Source organism: Streptomyces sp. NPDC046831 (assembly GCF_040645305.1).
Taxonomy (GTDB): Bacteria; Actinomycetota; Actinomycetes; order Streptomycetales; family Streptomycetaceae; genus Streptomyces.
Genome location: NZ_JBEYXZ010000020.1, coordinates 106,276 through 124,138, shown reverse-complemented (window position 1 = coordinate 124,138; position 17,863 = coordinate 106,276). Strand labels below are relative to the sequence as shown.

General features: G+C 74.4%; 14 protein-coding genes and 1 riboswitch. Of the genes, 6 read left to right on the top strand and 8 right to left on the bottom strand.

The genetic code is table 11. The annotated features are described in order from the left end of the window. Positions 1–118 precede the first annotated feature (118 nt). The gene (locus tag ABZ920_RS18900; protein ID WP_361505785.1) at positions 119–550 is read right to left on the bottom strand and encodes a helix-turn-helix domain-containing protein; all 432 of its coding nucleotides are present in this window, start codon (positions 548–550) and stop codon (positions 119–121) included. An 87-nt stretch (positions 551–637) separates the two neighbouring features. Here ABZ920_RS18900 and ABZ920_RS18895 point away from each other — a divergent pair, with 87 nt between their 5' ends. The 3 genes from ABZ920_RS18895 to ABZ920_RS18885 all read left to right on the top strand — a co-directional run bounded on the left by ABZ920_RS18895 (position 638) and on the right by ABZ920_RS18885 (position 3,202). Then, positions 638–1,492 carry an SDR family oxidoreductase gene (locus tag ABZ920_RS18895; protein ID WP_361505782.1) on the top strand — a complete coding sequence of 285 codons (855 nt, stop codon included), beginning with the start codon at positions 638–640 and terminating at the stop codon, positions 1,490–1,492. 163 nt (positions 1,493–1,655) lie between these two features. Further along, positions 1,656–2,618 (top strand): EamA family transporter RarD, encoded by a 963-nt coding sequence (gene rarD / locus ABZ920_RS18890; RefSeq protein ID WP_361505779.1) that lies wholly within the window; start codon positions 1,656–1,658, stop codon positions 2,616–2,618. Between the two features lie 113 nt (positions 2,619–2,731). Beyond that, positions 2,732–3,202, top strand: coding sequence for a VOC family protein (locus tag ABZ920_RS18885; protein WP_361505776.1), 471 nt, complete (start codon positions 2,732–2,734; stop codon positions 3,200–3,202). A gap of 88 nt (positions 3,203–3,290) precedes the next feature. Here ABZ920_RS18885 and ABZ920_RS18880 read toward each other — a convergent pair whose 3' ends face one another. The 5 genes from ABZ920_RS18880 to ABZ920_RS18860 form a co-directional block, all read right to left on the bottom strand. Continuing rightward, on the bottom strand, positions 3,291–4,634 hold the full coding sequence (locus ABZ920_RS18880; RefSeq protein ID WP_361505773.1) for a tetratricopeptide repeat protein: 1,344 nt from the start codon (positions 4,632–4,634) through the stop codon (positions 3,291–3,293). 235 nt (positions 4,635–4,869) lie between these two features. Continuing rightward, entirely contained in the window at positions 4,870–5,784 is a 915-nt protein-coding gene (locus ABZ920_RS18875; RefSeq protein ID WP_361505770.1) for an ABC transporter permease, read from the bottom strand. Further along, the gene (locus ABZ920_RS18870; protein WP_361505767.1) at positions 5,771–6,745 is read right to left on the bottom strand and encodes an ABC transporter ATP-binding protein; all 975 of its coding nucleotides are present in this window, start codon (positions 6,743–6,745) and stop codon (positions 5,771–5,773) included. The genes ABZ920_RS18875 and ABZ920_RS18870 overlap by 14 nt, the downstream gene beginning before the upstream one ends. 89 nt (positions 6,746–6,834) lie before the next feature. Next, the gene (locus tag ABZ920_RS18865; RefSeq protein ID WP_361505764.1) at positions 6,835–8,040 is read right to left on the bottom strand and encodes a DUF2092 domain-containing protein; all 1,206 of its coding nucleotides are present in this window, start codon (positions 8,038–8,040) and stop codon (positions 6,835–6,837) included. Between the two features lie 709 nt (positions 8,041–8,749). Then, positions 8,750–9,760: a polyprenyl synthetase family protein gene (locus tag ABZ920_RS18860; RefSeq protein WP_361505761.1), complete on the bottom strand. Its 1,011-nt coding sequence runs from the start codon at positions 9,758–9,760 to the stop codon at positions 8,750–8,752. 683 nt (positions 9,761–10,443) lie between these two features. Then, positions 10,444–10,639: riboswitch (cyclic di-AMP (ydaO/yuaA leader) on the top strand. A 5-nt stretch (positions 10,640–10,644) separates the two neighbouring features. Here ABZ920_RS18860 and ABZ920_RS18855 point away from each other — a divergent pair. Next, positions 10,645–11,154, top strand: a complete 510-nt coding sequence (locus ABZ920_RS18855; protein WP_361505758.1) for a transglycosylase SLT domain-containing protein — start codon at positions 10,645–10,647, stop codon at positions 11,152–11,154. A 211-nt stretch (positions 11,155–11,365) separates the two neighbouring features. Here ABZ920_RS18855 and ABZ920_RS18850 read toward each other — a convergent pair whose 3' ends face one another. Next, positions 11,366–12,178, bottom strand: a complete 813-nt coding sequence (locus ABZ920_RS18850; protein ID WP_361505755.1) for an HAD family hydrolase — start codon at positions 12,176–12,178, stop codon at positions 11,366–11,368. Between the two features lie 365 nt (positions 12,179–12,543). Here ABZ920_RS18850 and fahA point away from each other — a divergent pair, with 365 nt between their 5' ends. After that, complete coding sequence (gene fahA, locus ABZ920_RS18845; RefSeq protein WP_361505752.1) at positions 12,544–13,755, top strand: fumarylacetoacetase; 1,212 nt, start codon at positions 12,544–12,546, stop codon at positions 13,753–13,755. Positions 13,756–14,529: 774 nt separating this feature from the next. Beyond that, positions 14,530–15,468, top strand: coding sequence for a M56 family metallopeptidase (locus tag ABZ920_RS18840; protein WP_361505749.1), 939 nt, complete (start codon positions 14,530–14,532; stop codon positions 15,466–15,468). Between the two features lie 396 nt (positions 15,469–15,864). Here the strand turns inward: ABZ920_RS18840 and recQ are convergent, their stop codons facing one another. Continuing rightward, entirely contained in the window at positions 15,865–17,862 is a 1,998-nt protein-coding gene (gene recQ / locus ABZ920_RS18835; protein ID WP_361505746.1) for a DNA helicase RecQ, read from the bottom strand. Position 17,863: the final 1 nt, after the last annotated feature.

The following is a 17,863-nucleotide window of genomic DNA, read 5'->3' as shown; positions in this document are numbered from 1 at the left end:
TGGCCGACCAGCTCGACACCGCCGTCGAACACCACGGCAAGGGCGACCTCGCCGCCCTCCTCACCGGCAACGACACCTGGACCGTCGCCGGCTGAGCGGAACGGCGTCTTCGCAGGACTCACGAGGCCCGGGCGGTGCGCGCCCGGGCCTCGTCGTACGCCAGGCGGGCCTGCTCCACGTCCGCCAAGCGGTCCTGGGTCCACAGCGTGAGCGCCCTCACCTGCTCGGCGGCCTCACGGCCCAGCTCGGTCAGGGAGTAATCGACGCGCGGCGGGATCACCGGCTTGGCGTCCCGGTGGGCCAGGCCGTCCCGCTCCAGGGTCTGCAGCGTCTGGGTGAGCATCTTCTCGCTGATGCGGCCCACCCGGCCGATGGCCCGCCGCAGCTCGCCGAACCGGTAGGACCGCTCCAGCAGCTCGGTCAGCACCAGCACCCCCCACCGGCTGGTGACGTGTTCCAGCACCAGCCGGTGCGGGCACGGTGCCGCGCCGGCGGCCCCGTTCCGCACGCTCCCGGCGTCCTTCGTGACCCGCTCAGCACTTACCGTCATGCCAGTACCTTACTTTGAAGTGGGTACTTTCGCATGGTTAGCGCCTCTCCTAGAGTTAGTGGCAGACACCCCACAAGGAGATCCGTCATGAGCATCGTCGTCACCGGCGCCACCGGGCACCTCGGCCGCCTCGTCGTGGAACAGCTGCTGGAGAAGGTCCCGGCCGACCAGGTCACGGCCGTCGTCCGCACCCCGGAGAAGGCCGCCGACCTGGCCGGGCGCGGTGTGCGCCTCGCGGTCGCCGACTACAACGCCCCCGAGACCTTCGACGGCCTGTTCTCGGCCGGTGACAAGGTCCTGCTCGTCTCCGGCAGCGAGGTCGACAAGGACCGCGTCCAGCAGCACAAGGTCGTCATCGACGCCGCCGGGGCGGCCGGTGTCGCCCTGCTCGCCTACACCAGCGCCCCCGGCACCCTGCGGGCCGCGCTCGCCGACGACCACCGCGGCACCGAGCAGGCTCTGCTGGCCTCGGGTCTGCCGTACACGCTGCTGCGCAACGGCTGGTACCACGAGAACTACACCGAGCAGCTCGCCCCCGTGCTGGAGCACGGCGCCGTCGTGCAGGCGGCGGGCGACGGCCGGGTCTCCTCCGCCGCGCGCGCCGACTACGCGGCCGCCGCGGTGGCGGTGCTGACCGGCGAGGGCCACGAGAACGCCACATACGAGCTGGGCGGGGACGAGGCGTGGAGCTTCGCCGACTTCGCCGCCGAGCTGAGCCGGCAGACCGGCAGGGACATCGCCTACCGCCCGGTCTCCGTCGAGGAGTACCAGGGCATCCTGGCCGGCGCCGGGCTGCCGGGGCCGCTCGCCGCCGTCCTGGCGGGCGTGGACGCGTCGATCGCGAAGGGCGAGCTGGTCGTCACCAGCGGGGACCTGACCCGTCTGACCGGCCGCCCGGCCACGCCGCTCGCCGAGGCGATCGCCGTCGCCCTGAAGGGCTGACCCCGGTCGCCGGGGCGGGGCGAGGGGCGGAGTCCGCGTCCGTCGTGACCGCAGGAGCGTCGCCCGTCATGACCGTATGGCGATACGGACATGACAGGCGGGGCCGTCCGGCGTTACCTTCGTGCGTGCTGCACGTACGCAGCCGGGCATGAAGGAGGGACCCGTGACCGAGAAGTCGCCGGGCGAGCGGCGGACAGGACTGCTGAACGGCATCGCGGCCTACGGGATGTGGGGCCTGGTGCCCCTGTTCTGGCCGCTCCTGAAGCCCGCCGGGGCGGCGGAGATCCTCGCCCACCGGATGGTGTGGTCCCTCGGTTTCGTCGTCGTCGCCCTGCTCTTCGTGCGGCGCTGGGCCTGGGCGGGCGAGCTGCTGCGGCAGCCGCGCCGGCTCGGCCTCATCGTCGTCGCGGCCGCGGTGATCACGGTCAACTGGGGCGTGTACATCTGGGCCGTCAACAGCGGGCACGTCGTCGAGGCGTCCCTCGGCTACTTCATCAACCCGCTGGTCACCATCGCGATGGGCGTGCTGCTGCTGAAGGAGCGGCTGCGGCCCGTGCAGTGGGCGGCGGTGGGCGTCGGACTCGCCGCCGTCGTCGTGCTGACCGTCGGCTACGGCCGCCCGCCGTGGATCTCCCTCTGCCTGGCCTTCTCCTTCGCCACGTACGGCCTGGTCAAGAAGAAGGTCAACCTGGGCGGCGTGGAGTCGCTGGCCGCCGAGACCGCGATCCAGTTCCTGCCGGCGCTCGGCTATCTGCTGTGGCTGTCCGCGCAGGGCCGCTCTACCTTCGCGGCCGAGGGCGCCGGGCACGCCGTCCTGCTGGCCTCCACCGGTGTCGTCACCGCGCTGCCGCTGGTCTGCTTCGGCGCGGCCGCGATCCGGGTGCCCCTGTCGACGCTGGGCCTGCTCCAGTACCTCGCCCCGGTCTTCCAGTTCCTGCTCGGCATCCTGTACTTCCACGAGTCGATGCCCCTGGAGCGCTGGGCGGGGTTCGCGCTGGTGTGGCTGGCGCTGACGCTGCTGACGTGGGACGGGCTGCGCGCGGCGCGCAGGGCGGCGGTCCAGCGCGCGCGGGTCGGCGCACCCCGGACCGCGCCCGTGGCGGCCCCGGACCCGGTGGACGTCTGACGGGGGTCGCACGCCCGCGTCCCCGAGCGCGCCCCCCGCACCGTGCGGGGGCGCGCTCGGCGTTCCGGCATGTCCGTTGCCCACGCGTCCGCGCACCCACTACAAGTGGCTCCATGACACAGCCGTCCGCGGCCACGCCGCTGCACTGGAAACTCGTCGTCGACGCCGCCGACCCGCACACGCAGGCCGACTTCTGGGCCGGCGCGCTGCACTACGAGGTCGAGGACAACAGCGCCTTCGTCGAGCGGCTGCTGGAGGCGGGCGCGCTGCCGGGCGAGGCCACCGTCGAGTTCCACGGCCGCCCGGCCTTCCGGGACCTGATGGCCGTACGGCACCCCGACGACCCCTACGACGCCGAGCGCGGCACCGGGCTGGGGCGGCGGCTGCTGTTCCAGCGGGTGCCGGAGCCGAAGGCGGGCAAGAACCGGCTCCACCTCGACCTGCATCCCGGCGAGGGCCGGCGCGAGGCGGAGGTGGAGCGGCTGAAGGCGCTCGGCGCGAGCGTGCTGCGCCATGTCCGGGAACCGGCCGGGGAGTGGGTGCTCATGGCGGACCCGGAGGGCAACGAGTTCTGCGTGGCCTGACGCCTGCCGGAACCCGAGCGTCCGCGCCGGGCCGGCCTGCGGCGCAGGGTCCCGCCGGGGAGGGCCGGACCGGTTCCGGAAGCCGGGGTCAACCCGTCGCCGTACGGGCGGCCCGCTCGGCGAGGCGGCCCATCCGGGCCCGGGCGGACGCCAGCCGTTCCGCGTCCTCGGCGGCGGGGCCGTCCTCGGCTGCGAGGTCGGACCACAGGCCGATCAGGTCGCGGCCGAGCCGCAGGCCCTCCTCCGGGTCCCGGACGGCGCGCCAGGCGGTGGCCGCGCTCTGGACGTCGCCGTAGGAGCCCTCCGCGTCCCGCAGCCGCCGGCGGACGCGGGCGAGGCCGAGCGAGAGCCGGAACGCCCGGACCGGGTCGCCGGCCAGGTAGGCGACGTACGCGCTGAGTTCGCGCAGGGCCAGCACCTCGGGGTGTTCCGGGCCGAGCGCGGCGGACGCCTCCGTGACGGTCCGCTCGGCCAGGGCTGCCGCCGTCTCGATCCGCCCCTCCTTCACCGCCTCGCTGATCCGCGCCGTCGGCTCGGCGAGCAGCGCGTGGCCCTCTTCGCCCACCAGGGTCCGCGGATCGTCCCCGAGCACCGCCTCGGCGACGGCGTCGAACCCGCGGGCCGGGGTGGGCCCGGACACCGCGTCCGCACTGGCACCACGCCCGGCCGCGGAACCGGGAACGGCCGCGCTGCGGGACGCCGGGGCGACGGGCACGGGGGCGGGCGCCGATGCGGCTGCTGACACGGGGTGCGTGACGGGCGCCGACGGCAGGGCGGCGGGCGCGGGCGCGGAGGGCGCGGCGACGGACGCGGGCACGGGGCGCGTGACAGGCACGGAGGGCGTGCCGGAAGGCGCGACAGGGGCGACGGACGCGGGGGCGGGACCGCTCGGGGAGGCAGGTTGCGCGGACGGGGCCGAGGGCAGGGCGGACGGGGTGCGGTAGGCGGCGTGGGTGGACGCCGCTCCGGCCGGGTGGGCCGTGTGCGCGGGTCCGGGGTGCATCGCCGGGGGCGGGCCGAACTCCCCCTTAGGCGCCGCCGCCGTCCCGTAGGGCACGCCCCGGACCGCCTCCGCCTCGGGGGCCGGCGGCCGCGCGGGCGGCACCGCCTCCCCCGCCGGTGGCATGGGTGAGGGTTCCGCCGTCAGGGAGCTGGAACCGTCGCCGTGGACGCGGAGCGGTACGGCGTAGCCGCTGCGTTCGTCGGTGATCGTGGCGAGGACGGGACGGCCGGCCGCCAGGGCGAGGCGCCGCAGGTGGTTGAGGACGGCCTGCTGGATCCCCTCGCCGGGCGCCGTGCGGACCGGTGCACCGTCGACCGTCGCGCACCCGCCGTGCGCCGGTACGTGGACGGCGACCGGCGCTGCCGAGGGTGCCGCCGCATGCGTGGCGCGCTGCTCTTCCCGCTGCTTCTCGCGGCTGACTTGAGACATCGGCTTCCTCACTCGGGTGCGTGGCCGGCCGGCGGGCGCGAGGCCGCCCTCTGCCCGCCACCGGTTCTCGCCGATCCGGCGGCACCACACGGTCGTACGCGTATGTTCGAGTCTCTCCGCCCGCCGGCGGTTCTCACGTCACCGCGGCGTCACAGACTCGCACCAGGAACCTCCGGGGCGGGCCGCAGGTTGCGGGGGAACCACCGGCTCACCGGAGGGAACGCGCCGGCGCCCGCTACGCCGTGATGTCCTTCGCCGTGAACCGGGCCCAGGCCGCCGAGCCGAACACCGCCGCGTACAGCGCCTGCAGCTCCAGGTTCCTCACCACCCCGTCCCAGGGAACCGGGTCGCGCATGAGGTCGGCGAACGACAGCCAGTAGTGGGAGAACAGGTACGGCTGCATCGCGTGGAGCTGGGGGATCTGGTCGAGGATCTGGACGGTGATCAGCAGGCCCACCGTCGTCGCCATCGCCGCGATGCCGCTGTCGGTCAGCGTCGAGACGAACAGGCCGAGCGCGGCGACGCCGGCCAGGGAGGCGGCGACGAGGAGGGCGATCAGCAGGGCGCGGCCCAGGCCCTCACCGAAGCCGATACGGGTGCCGGAGATGGTCGTCAGGTCGCCCAGCGGGAACAGCAGCGCGCCGACGGCGAGGGCCGAGACGGCGACGACGAGGGTGGCGGCCAGGCAGAAGGCCAGGACGGTGGCGTACTTGACGAGGAGCAGGCGGGTGCGGCCCGCGGGTGCGACCAGCAGGTAGCGGAGCGTGCCCGCGCCCGCCTCGCCGGCCACGGCGTCGCCCGCGACCACGCCGATGGCCGTCGGCAGGAAGAACGGCAGTGTCGCCGCCAGCGCGGTGAAGACGAGGAACAGGCCGTTGTTCGTGATCTGGGTGATGAACGCCGGCCCCTCGCCGCCGCCGACGGACGAGCCGTCGCTCGTCTCGATCCGGACGGCCACCCCGACGAGGACCGGCACGGCGGCGAGCACGCCCAGCAGGGCGAGGGTGCGCCAGCGCCGGAAGGTGGTCGCCAGTTCGTTGCGCAGCAGCCCGAGGGTCCACAGCCGGGCGGGGGCCCGGCCGGTGTCCCCGGCCCGCCCCGCCGGGACCCCGGCGGGCGCCCCCGCCGCCGGCACCTCAGCGCGCGACATCGAACCCCTCCCCCGTCAGTGCCACGAACGCGTCCTCCAGCGAGGCCCGTTCGACCCCGAAGCCGCGGACGCGGACGCCCGCCGTCACCAGAGCGGCGTTCACGTCGGCGAGGTCGCCGCCCGGGGGTTCGCCGGTCACCCGGTCGCCGGTGACGACGACGTCCGTGACACCCCGCTCCTTCAGCACCCGGGCCGCGTCGCCGGGGTCGGGGGTGGTGACCACCAGCCGGCCGCGCGCCCCGGCGGCCAGGTCGGCCACCGGGCCCTGGGTGATCAGCCGGCCCCGGGCCATGACCGCCGCGTGGCTGCACACCTGCTCGATCTCGTCGAGCAGGTGGGAGGAGAGGAAGACCGTGGTGCCGTCGGAGGCCACCTCCCTGACCAGGGCGCGGATCTCCCGCATGCCCTGCGGGTCGAGGCCGTTGGTCGGCTCGTCGAGCACGAGCAGCTCGCGCGGCCGGAGCAACGCGGCCGCGAGGCCGAGGCGCTGCTTCATGCCCAGGGAGTACGCCTTCGCCTTCTTGCCCGCGGCGGCCGTCAGGCCCACCCGGTCCAGCGCGGCCGCGACCCGGTCCCGCCGGGTGCGCGGGTCGGCGGTGGGGTCCGCTGCGTCGTGCCGCAGCAGGTTGTCCCGGCCGGAGAGGAAACCGTACAGGGCGGGGCCCTCGATGAGTGCGCCGACGTGCGGCAGGACGGTGCGCGCGGCACGCGGCATCGGGCGCCCCAGGACCCGGATGGAGCCCGAGGTGGGCTCGATCAGGCCCATCAGCATGCGGATGGTGGTGGTCTTGCCCGAGCCGTTCGGGCCGAGGAAGCCGAAGACGCTGCCCGCCGGGACGGTCAGGTCCAGCCCGTCGACGGCGAGCTGCCCGCCGCGGTAGCGCTTGGTGAGCGCGCGGGCGTGGATGACACCGTCACCCGCACCCCGCACGTCCGGCTCCGTGGCGGACGCCTCGTCCATCGGCCCCCTCGCTTCGTCGTACCCGTACGGCACTCGGGCCGTACCGCTCGACCCGTGCGGCACCCGCGCCGCACGGCGTCTGCCCGGTCCTACCGCCCGGCGTTCGCCGCCTTCACCAGCGTGCCCTTGGTGACGGTGCCGACGTACACCTGGCCGTCGTCGGTGACGAGGGCGTTGACCAGGCGGGTGGAGAACACCGTGCCCTTGCCGAACGTCCCCGACACCGGGTCGCCGAGCGAGCCGAGGAGGCCGTCCGCGGCCGAGGCGGACGGCGCGCCGCCCTCGCCGCCGGCATCGAAGGTGGCCACGGAGTTCCAGCCCTTGCCGAGGACCCGCAGCCCGCCGAGCCCCTCGGCGAGGTCGCCGGCGTTCCCCTCGGGCCTGCCCTCGCGGTGGGACGGGCCGGCGGTGCCGTGGTCCTCCTCCTCGGTGACCTTCGCGCCCTTGGGCGGGGTGAAGTCGAAGGCGGAGGCGGCCGGCCGGGCGAAGCTGACCTGGGTGAAGCCCACGTCCAGGACGGCGGCTCCGCCGCTCGCGGGGGTGAGCGTGAACTTCAGCGGCAGCCCGGTCTTCGCGTCGACCGCGACGCTGATCGCGCCGACCGTGGTGCCGGACTGCTTCGGCTTCAGCACCAGCCGGTAGGCGTCCCGGCCGGCGATGTGCGCCGTGCCGTCGACGGTGACCGAGGTGGTGGCGTCGACCGACTTCAGGGCTTCGTCCGCGAAGTCCTTGGGCGTGGCGGGGGCCTCGGAGCGGTGCCGCTCGCCGTCCCGGGCGGCGGCGGTGCCGTGGAAGACCTCGTTCGACCTGCTGTCGTAGCCCCAGACGTCCGTGCCGTTGTGGATGAGGCTGTACTCGGCGGCGTTCTCGACGAGCGAGAGCTTCTGCCGGTCCGGGCCGTCGGCCGCGACGCGCAGGGTGTGCGTGCCGGAGACCAGCTCGGTGAGTTTGGCCTTGGGGTCGGCCGAGGATCCGCCGGCTCCGCCGGCCGCTCCGGAGGCGAGATTGCTCTCCAGGCCGCCGAGGTCGGGCAGGCCGAGGTCCGTGCTGACCTTGACCGTGCCGGACAGCTGCTCGACGTCCGACGTGGCCATCTTCTGGATCAGTTGCTGCGCGGTGATCTTCGGCAGGTCGGGATCGCCGGAGTCGGCGAGCGCCGGGACGAGCCCGATGGTCGCCGCCGCCACCCCCACCACCGCGACCGGGACGGCGTACCGCGCGGCCCTGTGCCGCTTGGAGGGCAGGTCGTGAGCCTCCTCGGCGCTCGCGCTGTCGTCGGATTCGTACGGTGCCATGTGTGCCTTACCTCCGTCGTCGGCGGCGGCTGCTCGTCTCATGTGCACTCTCCTCCGCGCTCTCGCTTCGGCGCTCCCGCGTCGGCGGGAGCGGGGAGGCCCCCGTCACCCCGAGCCGCCATTCTCACCCGATCCGGTGAGAAGTGGTGTTGTCCGTGTCTCCATCTGACCAAATCGGCCGCGCCGAAGCGTCAGACCGCGGAGCCAACTCCACGTACGACTGCGGTATGACACGAGGGGCCGGTCCCTCCCCCGCCCCGTAGGGGTCGGGCCGGCCCCGGCCCGCCGAGGCCGCACCGGGCGCGTGACCTGGGTCACTCGGTACGAGGGGCGAGGCCCACCTGTCCGCGCCCGTGGGAGGGGTGACGTTGCGCCAGACACGCCTCGCGCGAAGGCCCTTCGCCGCCGGGAGAGGGACCGCTCGTCGTCCGGTCCCGTGCCGGCACGCCGCGAACGTGCTCCCGGCGCGCTGCGAGGGTGCCCTGGATGTGTCGCGAGGACGCTCCGGTTGTGCTGCGCCGTGCTCCCGGCGTGCCGCGACGGCTCTTTGGGCGTGTCACGAGGGTGCCCCTGGGCGTCCTGCGTCGTGCTCCGGCCGTGCCGCGCCGGAGGCCCCCGTTCCGGACGCAGCCGCGCAGCCGCGCTGCCGGGCCGTGCGGCGGGAGCGGGTGCCGGCCGCGCGCCGGTGCGCGCTTCCGCGCCGGGCGCTTCAGCCCGCCCGGTGCACCACCGCGTCGCAGAGCTCCAGCAGCGCAGCCTTCGCCTCGCACTCCCGCAGCGGGGCCAGCGCGGCCCGCGCCTCCTCGGCGTAGCGGACGGTGTCCCGCCGCGCCTGCTCCAGCGCCGGGTGGGCGCGCAGCGCGGCGAGCGCCTCCGCGTGCCGTGCGTCGTCGCTCAGGTCGGATTCCAGCAGCTCGCACAGCGCGACGTCCTCGGCGAGCCCCTGCCGCGCCGCACGCTCCCGCAGCCGCAGCACCGGCAGCGTCGCGATGCCCTCCCGCAGATCGGTGCCCGGCGTCTTGCCGGACTCGCGCGAGTCGCTCGCGATGTCCAGGACGTCGTCCGCGAGCTGGAAGGCGACTCCCAGCCGCTCCCCGTACTGCGTCAGCACGTCGACGACCGTCTCGTCGGCGCCGGACATCATCGCCCCGAAGCGGCACGACACCGCCACCAGCGATCCCGTCTTGCCGCCGAGCACGTCCAGGTAGTGGTCGACCGGGTCCCGTCCGTCCTGCGGCCCCGCCGTCTCCAGGATCTGGCCGGTGACCAGTCGCTCGAACGCGACGGCCTGCACCCGCACCGCCTCCGGTCCGAGGTCGGCGAGGATCTGCGAGGCCCGGGCGAACAGGAAGTCGCCGGTGAGGACCGCGACGGAGTTGCCCCAGCGGGCGTTCGCGCTGGGCACCCCGCGCCGCACCCCGGCCTCGTCCATCACGTCGTCGTGGTACAGCGTCGCCAGGTGGGTGAGCTCCACGACCACCGCGGACGGCACGACCCCCGGCGCGTACGGGTCCCCGAACTGCGCCGCCAGCATCACCAGCAGTGGCCGGAAACGCTTCCCGCCCGCCTTGACGAGGTGCTGCGCGGCCTCCGTGATGAAGGGGACCTCGCTCTTCGTGGCTTCGAGCAACCCTTCCTCGACAGCCGCCATTCCGGCCTGGACATCGGCTTCGAGAGCCTGGTCCCGCACGCTCAGCCCGAACGGCCCGACGACGGTCACGAGGGGTCTCCTGTCTGCTGGTGTCTGCTGGCGCTTACACGGTTTGTCGATAGGTCGCTGCCACCACTCAAGTCAGCGTATCCGGTCACGTTTCGATCACCGATATCGCCCACCGATACAGGCCAGGCGGTATCGGATCACGCCCGGTATGCACTTCATCGGCAGATAAGTGTGTATTTCAGCCGACTCCTCTCTCCTACCCGCTCCGCCGCGCCCCTCACCGGCGCCACCCTCCATTCCGGCCATGCTCCCGCTCCCCTGCCCCGCATGACGACGGCCTCGCACAGCGGGTCGTGGACCGCGCGGCCCGCGCTCCCGGGCCCGTTCCGCTCTCCATCGTCGCCCCCTGGCCAAGGCTCGGTGACGACTCCTCCGCACGGACCGCCGATCACCTGACCCTTTTGCTCTTATTGGGCGGTATTCCCCGTTGGCACCGAATGCCCCTGGCGGCGCAAACCGTGATTTGGGCCACTCGGCGGACCGGGCGCACCGAACGGCCGCCCGCACCGTTCTCCCCTGTCCGGCAAGCGAGTTGACCCTTGGCAACCGCAAAGGATCAAGCACCCCATACCCTCCGGTCCAAGGTCAATCAGGGCGTTGTGTGATTCCGGCACTTGTTCCGGACATGTGCTCTCGCATACGTTCCCGGCCGTCGGGTGGACGCCGAATCCTGCCACCGCCCGAGAACCCATCGACCGAACCACGCACGGCAGGAGCGGGGGACCCAGGTAAGTCGCCGGGCCGGAGCCGCACGACACGTCCGACGCGTCGTGCGCCGCACCGGAACGGCTCGGGGTGAAGTCGTGCTCCCGACGGAGCACGGCCGGGCAGTTCCCGCCCGAACCCGACAGCTCACCTCGCAGGCGAAGGAGAGGAACTCGCCCATGCCTGCCCAGGCTCAGCCCCGCCGCACCCGCACCCGTACCGCCCGCCTGACCCGCACCCTCGCCGTCGCCGGCACGGGTGTGGCCGTCCTCGCCCTGCCGCTCTTCGGCGCCACCGGCGCCTCCGCCGCCCCGGCGGAGTCCGCCCCGGCGGAGTCCGCCCCGGCCACCGCGACCGCCCTCGGCTACCCGAACAACCTCGACGGGTGGATCCGGGCCTCCCTCTCGGTCATGGCCAAGAACGGCATCCCGGGCTCGTACAACGGCATCCACCGCAACATCATGCGCGAGTCCTCGGGCAACCCGCGGGCCATCAACAACTGGGACTCCAACGCGGCCAAGGGCATCCCGTCCAAGGGTCTGCTCCAGGTCATCGACCCGACGTTCAAGGCCTACCACGTGCCCGGTACGTCCTTCGACATCTACGACCCGGTCGCGAACATCACCGCCGCCTGCAACTACGCGGCCAAGCGGTACGGCTCGATCGACAACGTCTTCGGCGCCTACTGACGGACCGGCACCGGCAGCGGCCGGGGGCGGGCGTCCGGCGGCGCCCGCCCCCGCGGCGCTTCCCGGCCGGGCCGGTCGGCGTCGCCCGGCCCGCCCGCGTCCGCTCCGGCGGGCACCCGGCGGCCCCCGCCGCGACGGCCGCGCACCGCAAGGACCGGCCGCCTCGACGGCCGGGTGCCGGGCACGACGCACCGGGCCGGAGGCGGTCCGCCTACCGGCCCGGGAACAACCGCTCGAGGACGACGGCGATGCCGTCGTCCTCGTTCGACAACGTGACCTCGTCGGCCACCGCCTTGAGTTCGGGGTGGGCGTTGGCCATCGCGACGCCGCGGGCGGCCCACTGGAACATCGGGACGTCGTTGGGCATGTCACCGAAGGCGAGGGCGCGGTCACGGCTCACCCCCAGGTGCTCGGCGGCCAGCGCCAGCCCGGCGGCCTTGGTGATCCCGCACGGCTGGAGTTCGACGGTGCCGGGGCCCGACATGGTGACCGTCGCCAGGGAACCGACCACGGCGCGCGCCACCGCCGCCAACTCGTCGTCCGCCAGTCCGGGATGACGCAGCAGCACCTTGCTGACCGGCAGGGTCCACAGGTCGTCGCGCCGTTCGACGCGCACGGCGGGCAGCGTGGGGTGCGGCATCACGTATCCGGGCTCGATGAGCGTGAGCCCGTCGACCCCGTCCTGGTCCACCGCCGCGTACACCTCCCCCACCTCGGCCTCGATCTTGCCGAGCGCGGTCTCGGCGAGCTCCCGGTCGAGGGTGACCGACCACAGCAGCCGGTCCGCCCCGGCGTCGTACAGCTGCGCGCCCTGGCCGCACACCGCCAGCCCCGTGCTCCCCAGCGTCTCGCACAGCGGCCGCACTCTCGGCGCCGGACGCCCGGTCACGACCAGATGCCGGGCACCGGCGTCCGCCACCCGCGCCAGTGCGGCGAGCGACCGCTCGGACACGGTGTCGTCGCCGCGCAGCAGCGTTCCGTCCAGGTCAGTGGCGACGAGGGCATATGCGAGGGAGGCGGCCATGATCAGAGAATACGGATCCGCGGTCCCTCCGACTCAACGGAATCCGGACGTCCGCGGCCGACGCCGTCCGGATTCCGGCCGTGTCCCTCGATGGCCCCGATCCTCTCTGTCCGCGCCCGGACGGCACCAGGACGACGCCAGGCCGGAATTGCCCACTCCGACACGGACATCGCGGACATCGAACACCCTTTGGACACTGCCCAAGACAGGCACCGCCCCCGTAACGTGTGGCGCGACCACACACCGAGCTCGGCGTCCGCACGGCAGGTGACCGGGCCCGGCGTGCGCGAGAGCGGCACAGCGCACCACGAGGGCGTGCACGACGGCGTGCGCGACAGACAGCACGAAAGAGAGGCAGTCACCCCATGCCCCCCTTCGAGGTCCCCGAGGGCGACCCCTTCGGCCCGCACAACCTGCCCTACGGCGTCTTCTCCCGCGCCGGTTCCGCCGAACGCACCGTCGGCGTCCGGCTCGGCGACCACGTCCTCGACGCGGGGGCGGCGGCCGTCGCGCTGGGCTCGCCGTACGCCTCCCTGCTCGCCCGGCCGACCCTGAACCCGCTGCTGGCCGCGGGCCGCACGGCGTGGTCCGACGTGCGGCGCGCGCTGACGGCGTGGGTGACGGTGCCGTCCCACCAGGAGACGGTCGCGCCGTTCCTGCACCCCCTGTCCTCCGTGACCCTGCACCTGCCCTTCGAGGTCGCGGACTACGTCGACTTCTACGCCTCCGAGAACCACGCCCGCAACGTCGGGCAGATCTTCCGCCCGGACGCCGTGGACTCGCTGACCCCCAACTGGAAGCACCTGCCGATCGGTTACCACGGCCGCTCGGGCACGGTGGTGGTGTCGGGGACGGACGTCGTACGGCCGTCGGGCCAGCGCAAGGCGCCCACGGACCCCGCCCCCGTCTTCGGGCCGTCCGTCCGGCTGGACATCGAGGCGGAGGTCGGCTTCGTGGTGGGCGTGCCGTCGGCGCTGGGGCAGCCGGTGGCCCTGGGCGACTTCCGGGAGCACGTCTTCGGGCTGTGCCTGCTCAACGACTGGTCCGCCCGGGACATCCAGGCCTGGGAGTACGTCCCCCTCGGCCCGTTCCTCGGCAAGTCCTTCGCCACGTCGGTGTCGGCGTGGATCACCCCGCTGGACGCCCTGGAGGAGGCCCGGGTGGCCCCGCCGGAGCGCACGCATCCACTGCTGCCCTACCTGGACGACGCCGAGGAGGAGCCCGGCGGTTACGACCTGCGGATCTCGGTCGCGATCAACGGGCACACGGTGTCCGAGCCGCCCTTCTCCACCATGTACTGGACGGCCGCCCAGCAGCTCGCGCACATGACAATCAACGGCGCCTCGCTGCGCACCGGGGACCTGTACGGCTCCGGCACGGTGAGCGGCCCGCAGCCCGACCAGCGCGGCTCGCTGCTGGAGCTGACCTGGAACGGCCGGGAGCCCCTCGAACTCCCCGACGGCAAGCGGGCGTTCCTGGAGGACGGCGACGTGGTGACCCTGTCGGCGTGGGCCCCCGGCGCGAACGGAGCCCGCGTGGGCCTCGGAGAGGTGACGGGGCGCGTCGTGGCGGGGTGACACGCGTACCGGCCCGCCCGGGCGGGTTCGGCAGGGCGCCGGACGCGCCCGGGCGGGTTCGGCAGGGCGCCGGGTGCCTGCCGAACCTGCGCCGACGACCGCCGAGTTGGGCACGGCAGGCGTTCCGTGCTGCCGAGCCGCCGCCGCCTTCGGTGCGTCCGTCGGCTGCCGGCGCGGCAGGCCTTCTGCCGGGCGCCGACTCCCGCACCACCAGGCACCCGCGAACGCACGACCGACGGCCGACGACGCGCCCGGCGGGCGGCGGCACGGCGAACCTCCGCCGGGCGCCGGCTCCCGCACCACCGGACTCTCATGACCGCCGAACCGCCCGTGCGGACACGTCCGCACCGCCGAACCGGACGTGCGGACACGTCCGTTGGGCGCCGGCGGGTGGGCCCTCGGACCTCCGTCCGGCGCTCGGCTCCGGTTCCAACGGGCGCACTTGAGAGCCGGGCCGCCTGCTGGTGGGACTCCGGCCAGACGCTGCGTCGCCCGCAGGCGAGGCGGCCCCAGTCGGCGCGAGCCGTAAGCGGCGCGAGCCGTAAGCGGCGCGAGCCGTAAGCAGCGCGGGAGCCGTAAGCAGCGCGGGAGCCGGCCGGCCACGTGGGGCCGGTGCGCCCATGTGGCGGCCGTGAGAGGTGATTTCGTTGCCGCCTGACCCTGACTCCCGCGCCGCGGCGCCGTCATACTGGCGGCGGGCCCGGCGCGCGCACCGCGCCGGCCGCCCGACAGCACGACCCGACACCCGCCCCTCTCCGATCCGGAGCCCGTGGCATGACCGTCTGCCTGCTGCTGCTGAGTGCCGTCGCCCTGACGGCCGCCGTGCCGGTGCCCCGCGCCCTGACCCGGGCCAAGTGGCCCGAGCGGGAGCCGGTGGTCGCCCTCTGGGTGTGGCAGTGCCTGGTCGCCACCGTGCTGCTGTGCTGCCTCGCCGCCCTGGTCCTGGGCGTGGCGGCGGTTTTCCACACCGTCCGGGACCAGGTGTTCGCCCCCGCGCCGCCCGCCGTGACCGCCGCCTACGACCTCGCCACCGCACCGCCGTGGGCCGCGGCCCTCACCCTGCTGCTGGCCTGCGGCGCCGCCTGGACCACCACGATGCTCGGCCGCGAACTCGCCGAGGCGCGCCGACGCCGCGGCCAGGCCCGCGCGCACCTGCGCGAGCGCGCCCCCGACCTGCCGGCGGGTCTCCCGGCCGCCCGCGGTCCGCTGCTGGTGCTGGAGGACGAGTACCCCGACGCCTGGTGGCTGCCCGGCCACCCGCCGCAGCTCGTCGTCACCACGGGCGCCCTGCACCGCCTCACCGGGCACCAGCTCGACGCCGTCCTCGCCCACGAACGCGGCCACGCCCGCGCCCACCACGACTGGCTGCTGCACCTGTCGACCGCGCTGGCGACGGGCTTCCCGCGTGTGCCGCTGTTCACCCACTTCTGCGACCAGACGCACCGCCTGGTGGAGCTGGCCGCCGACGACACGGCCTCCCGCCGGCACGGCCACCTCACCACGGCCCTCGCCCTGATCGAGCTGAACCAGCACCGCGGGGTGCTGTCCTGCGCCTCCAGCCACCGGCTGCTCGGCGAGCGGGTGGACCGGCTGCTGGAACCGCCGCCCCGCCTGGGCCGCCGGCACCGCGCCCTGACGACGACGGTGGCGGCGCTCGTCCCGCTGGTCCCGCTGCTGATCACCTTCGCGCCGGGTCTCACGGCCCTGAGCTGACCGCGCCCCGCCCCGACTGCCGGACCGACGGCTCACCGACCGGCGCCCGCCCGGTTCCGCCGCGCGTCCGACGGGCGCGCCCGGTGGCCGCACGGCCCGCCGTCGGGGCCGGCCCACCGCACCGGCTGCCGGGCCGACGGGCCACCCCGCCCAGCCCACAGGCCGACCGGACCGACGACCGCCCGACCGACGACCGCCGGGTCAACGGCCGGGCTCGGGCCCTGGCCCAGCCCACCGGCCGACCGGACCGACGACCGCGGGGCCGACGGCCGGCTCGGACCCCGCCACCGGGCTACCGAGCCACCGGGCGACACCCCCGCTCCCGCGCCACCCCGCCGCTCACCCCAGGGCGGACGCGCGGCCGGGCGCGGGCCGGACGCACGGGTGCCCGGCCCGTCACATCCAGTCCTCCGGTTCCGGCTCCGGCTCGGGCCCCCAGTCCTGCTCCGGCCCCGGCTCCCCCGAGCCGCCCACCGGACCCGCGCCGTCGCCGCTCCCTCGTGCTGCTCCGTCCCCGGACCCGGACGGCCCGCGCAGGCCCTCCAGGACCCGGATCACCCCTTCCCCGTACGTCGCCAGCTTCTTCTCGCCCACGCCGCCGACCGTGCCCAGGTCCGCCACCGACGCCGGCCAGGCGGTGACGATCTCGCGGAGCGTGGCGTCGTGGAAGATGACGTACGCCGGGACGCCCTGCTCACGGGCCTGCTCGGCGCGCCACGCGCGCAGCGCCTCGAAGGCGGGCTGCAGTTCCTCCGGCAGCTCGGCCGCGACGGTCCTCGCCCTGCGCTCGGAGCGGGAGGCCGGCGTCCGCGCCGGCTTCTCCGGCTCCTTGCGCAGCGGCACCTCCCGTTCGCGCCGCAGCACCGAGCCGCTGGCCTCGGTCAGCACCAGCGTGCCGTACTCGCCCTCGACCGCGAGCAGCCCCTGCGCCAGCAGCTGCCGTACGACGCCCCGCCAGGCGGCCTCGCTGAGCTCCTCGCCGATGCCGAACACGGACAGCTGGTCGTGGTCGAACTGGATGACCTTGGCCGAGCGCTTGCCGAGCAGGATGTCGACGATCTGGCCCGCGCCGAACTTCTGTCCACGCTCCCGCTGCAGCCGCACGACCGTGGACAGCACCTTCTGGGCCGCGATCGTGCCGTCCCAGGTCTCGGGCGGGGTCAGGCAGGTGTCGCAGTTGCCGCAGCCGGCCGGGTCCGCGTCCTGGCCGAAGTAGGCGAGCAGCCCGCCGCGGCGGCACCGGACCGTCTCGCACAGCGCCAGCATGGCGTCGAGGTGGGACTGGGCGCGCCGGCGGAAGGCCTCGTCGCCCTCGCCGGACTGGATCAGCTTGCGCTGCTGGACGACGTCGTTCAGCCCGTACGCCATCCACGCGGTGGACGGCAGTCCGTCCCGGCCGGCGCGTCCGGTCTCCTGGTAGTAGCCCTCGACGGACTTCGGCAGGTCCAGGTGGGCCACGAACCGGACGTCGGGCTTGTCGATGCCCATGCCGAAGGCGATGGTGGCGACCACGACCAGGCCGTCCTCGCGCAGGAAGCGGGCCTGGTGGGCCGCGCGCGTGCCCGCGTCGAGCCCGGCGTGGTAGGGCACGGCCTCGACGCCGTTGCGGGTGAGGAACTCCGCCGTCCTGTCCACCGAGTTGCGTGACAGGCAGTACACGATGCCCGCGTCGCCGGGGTGCTCCTCGCGCAGGAAGTTCAGCAGCTGCTTCTTCGGGTCGGTCTTCGGCACGATCCGGTACTGGATGTTGGGCCGGTCGAAGCTGGACACGAAGTGCCGGGCCCGCGGCATGTTCAGCCGCTGGGTGATCTCCTGGTGCGTCGCGCGGGTGGCGGTCGCGGTGAGCGCGATGCGGGGCACGTCCGGCCAGCGCTCGCCGAGCAGCGACAGGGCCAGGTAGTCGGGGCGGAAGTCGTGGCCCCACTGCGACACGCAGTGCGCCTCGTCGATCGCGAAGACGGAGATCTTGCCGCGCGAGAGCAGGTGGAGCGTGGACTCCAGGCGCAGCCGCTCGGGCGCCAGGTAGAGCAGGTCGAGCTCGCCGGCCAGGAACTCCGCCTCCACCACGCGCCGCTCGTCGAAGTCCTGCGTGGAGTTGACGAAGCCGGCGCGCACGCCGAGCGCCCGCAGCGCGTCCACCTGGTCCTGCATGAGCGCGATGAGCGGCGAGACCACGACGCCCGTGCCGGGTCTGACCAGGGCCGGGATCTGGTAGCACAGCGACTTGCCGCCACCGGTGGGCATGAGGACGACGGCGTCGCCGCCCGTCACCACGTGCTCGATGACCGCTTCCTGCTCGCCCCGGAACGCCTCGTACCCGAAGACCCGGTGCAGCGTGGCCAGCCCCTCGCTCTCCGTCACTGGCATGTCGGTGACACCCTCTGTACCGCCCATC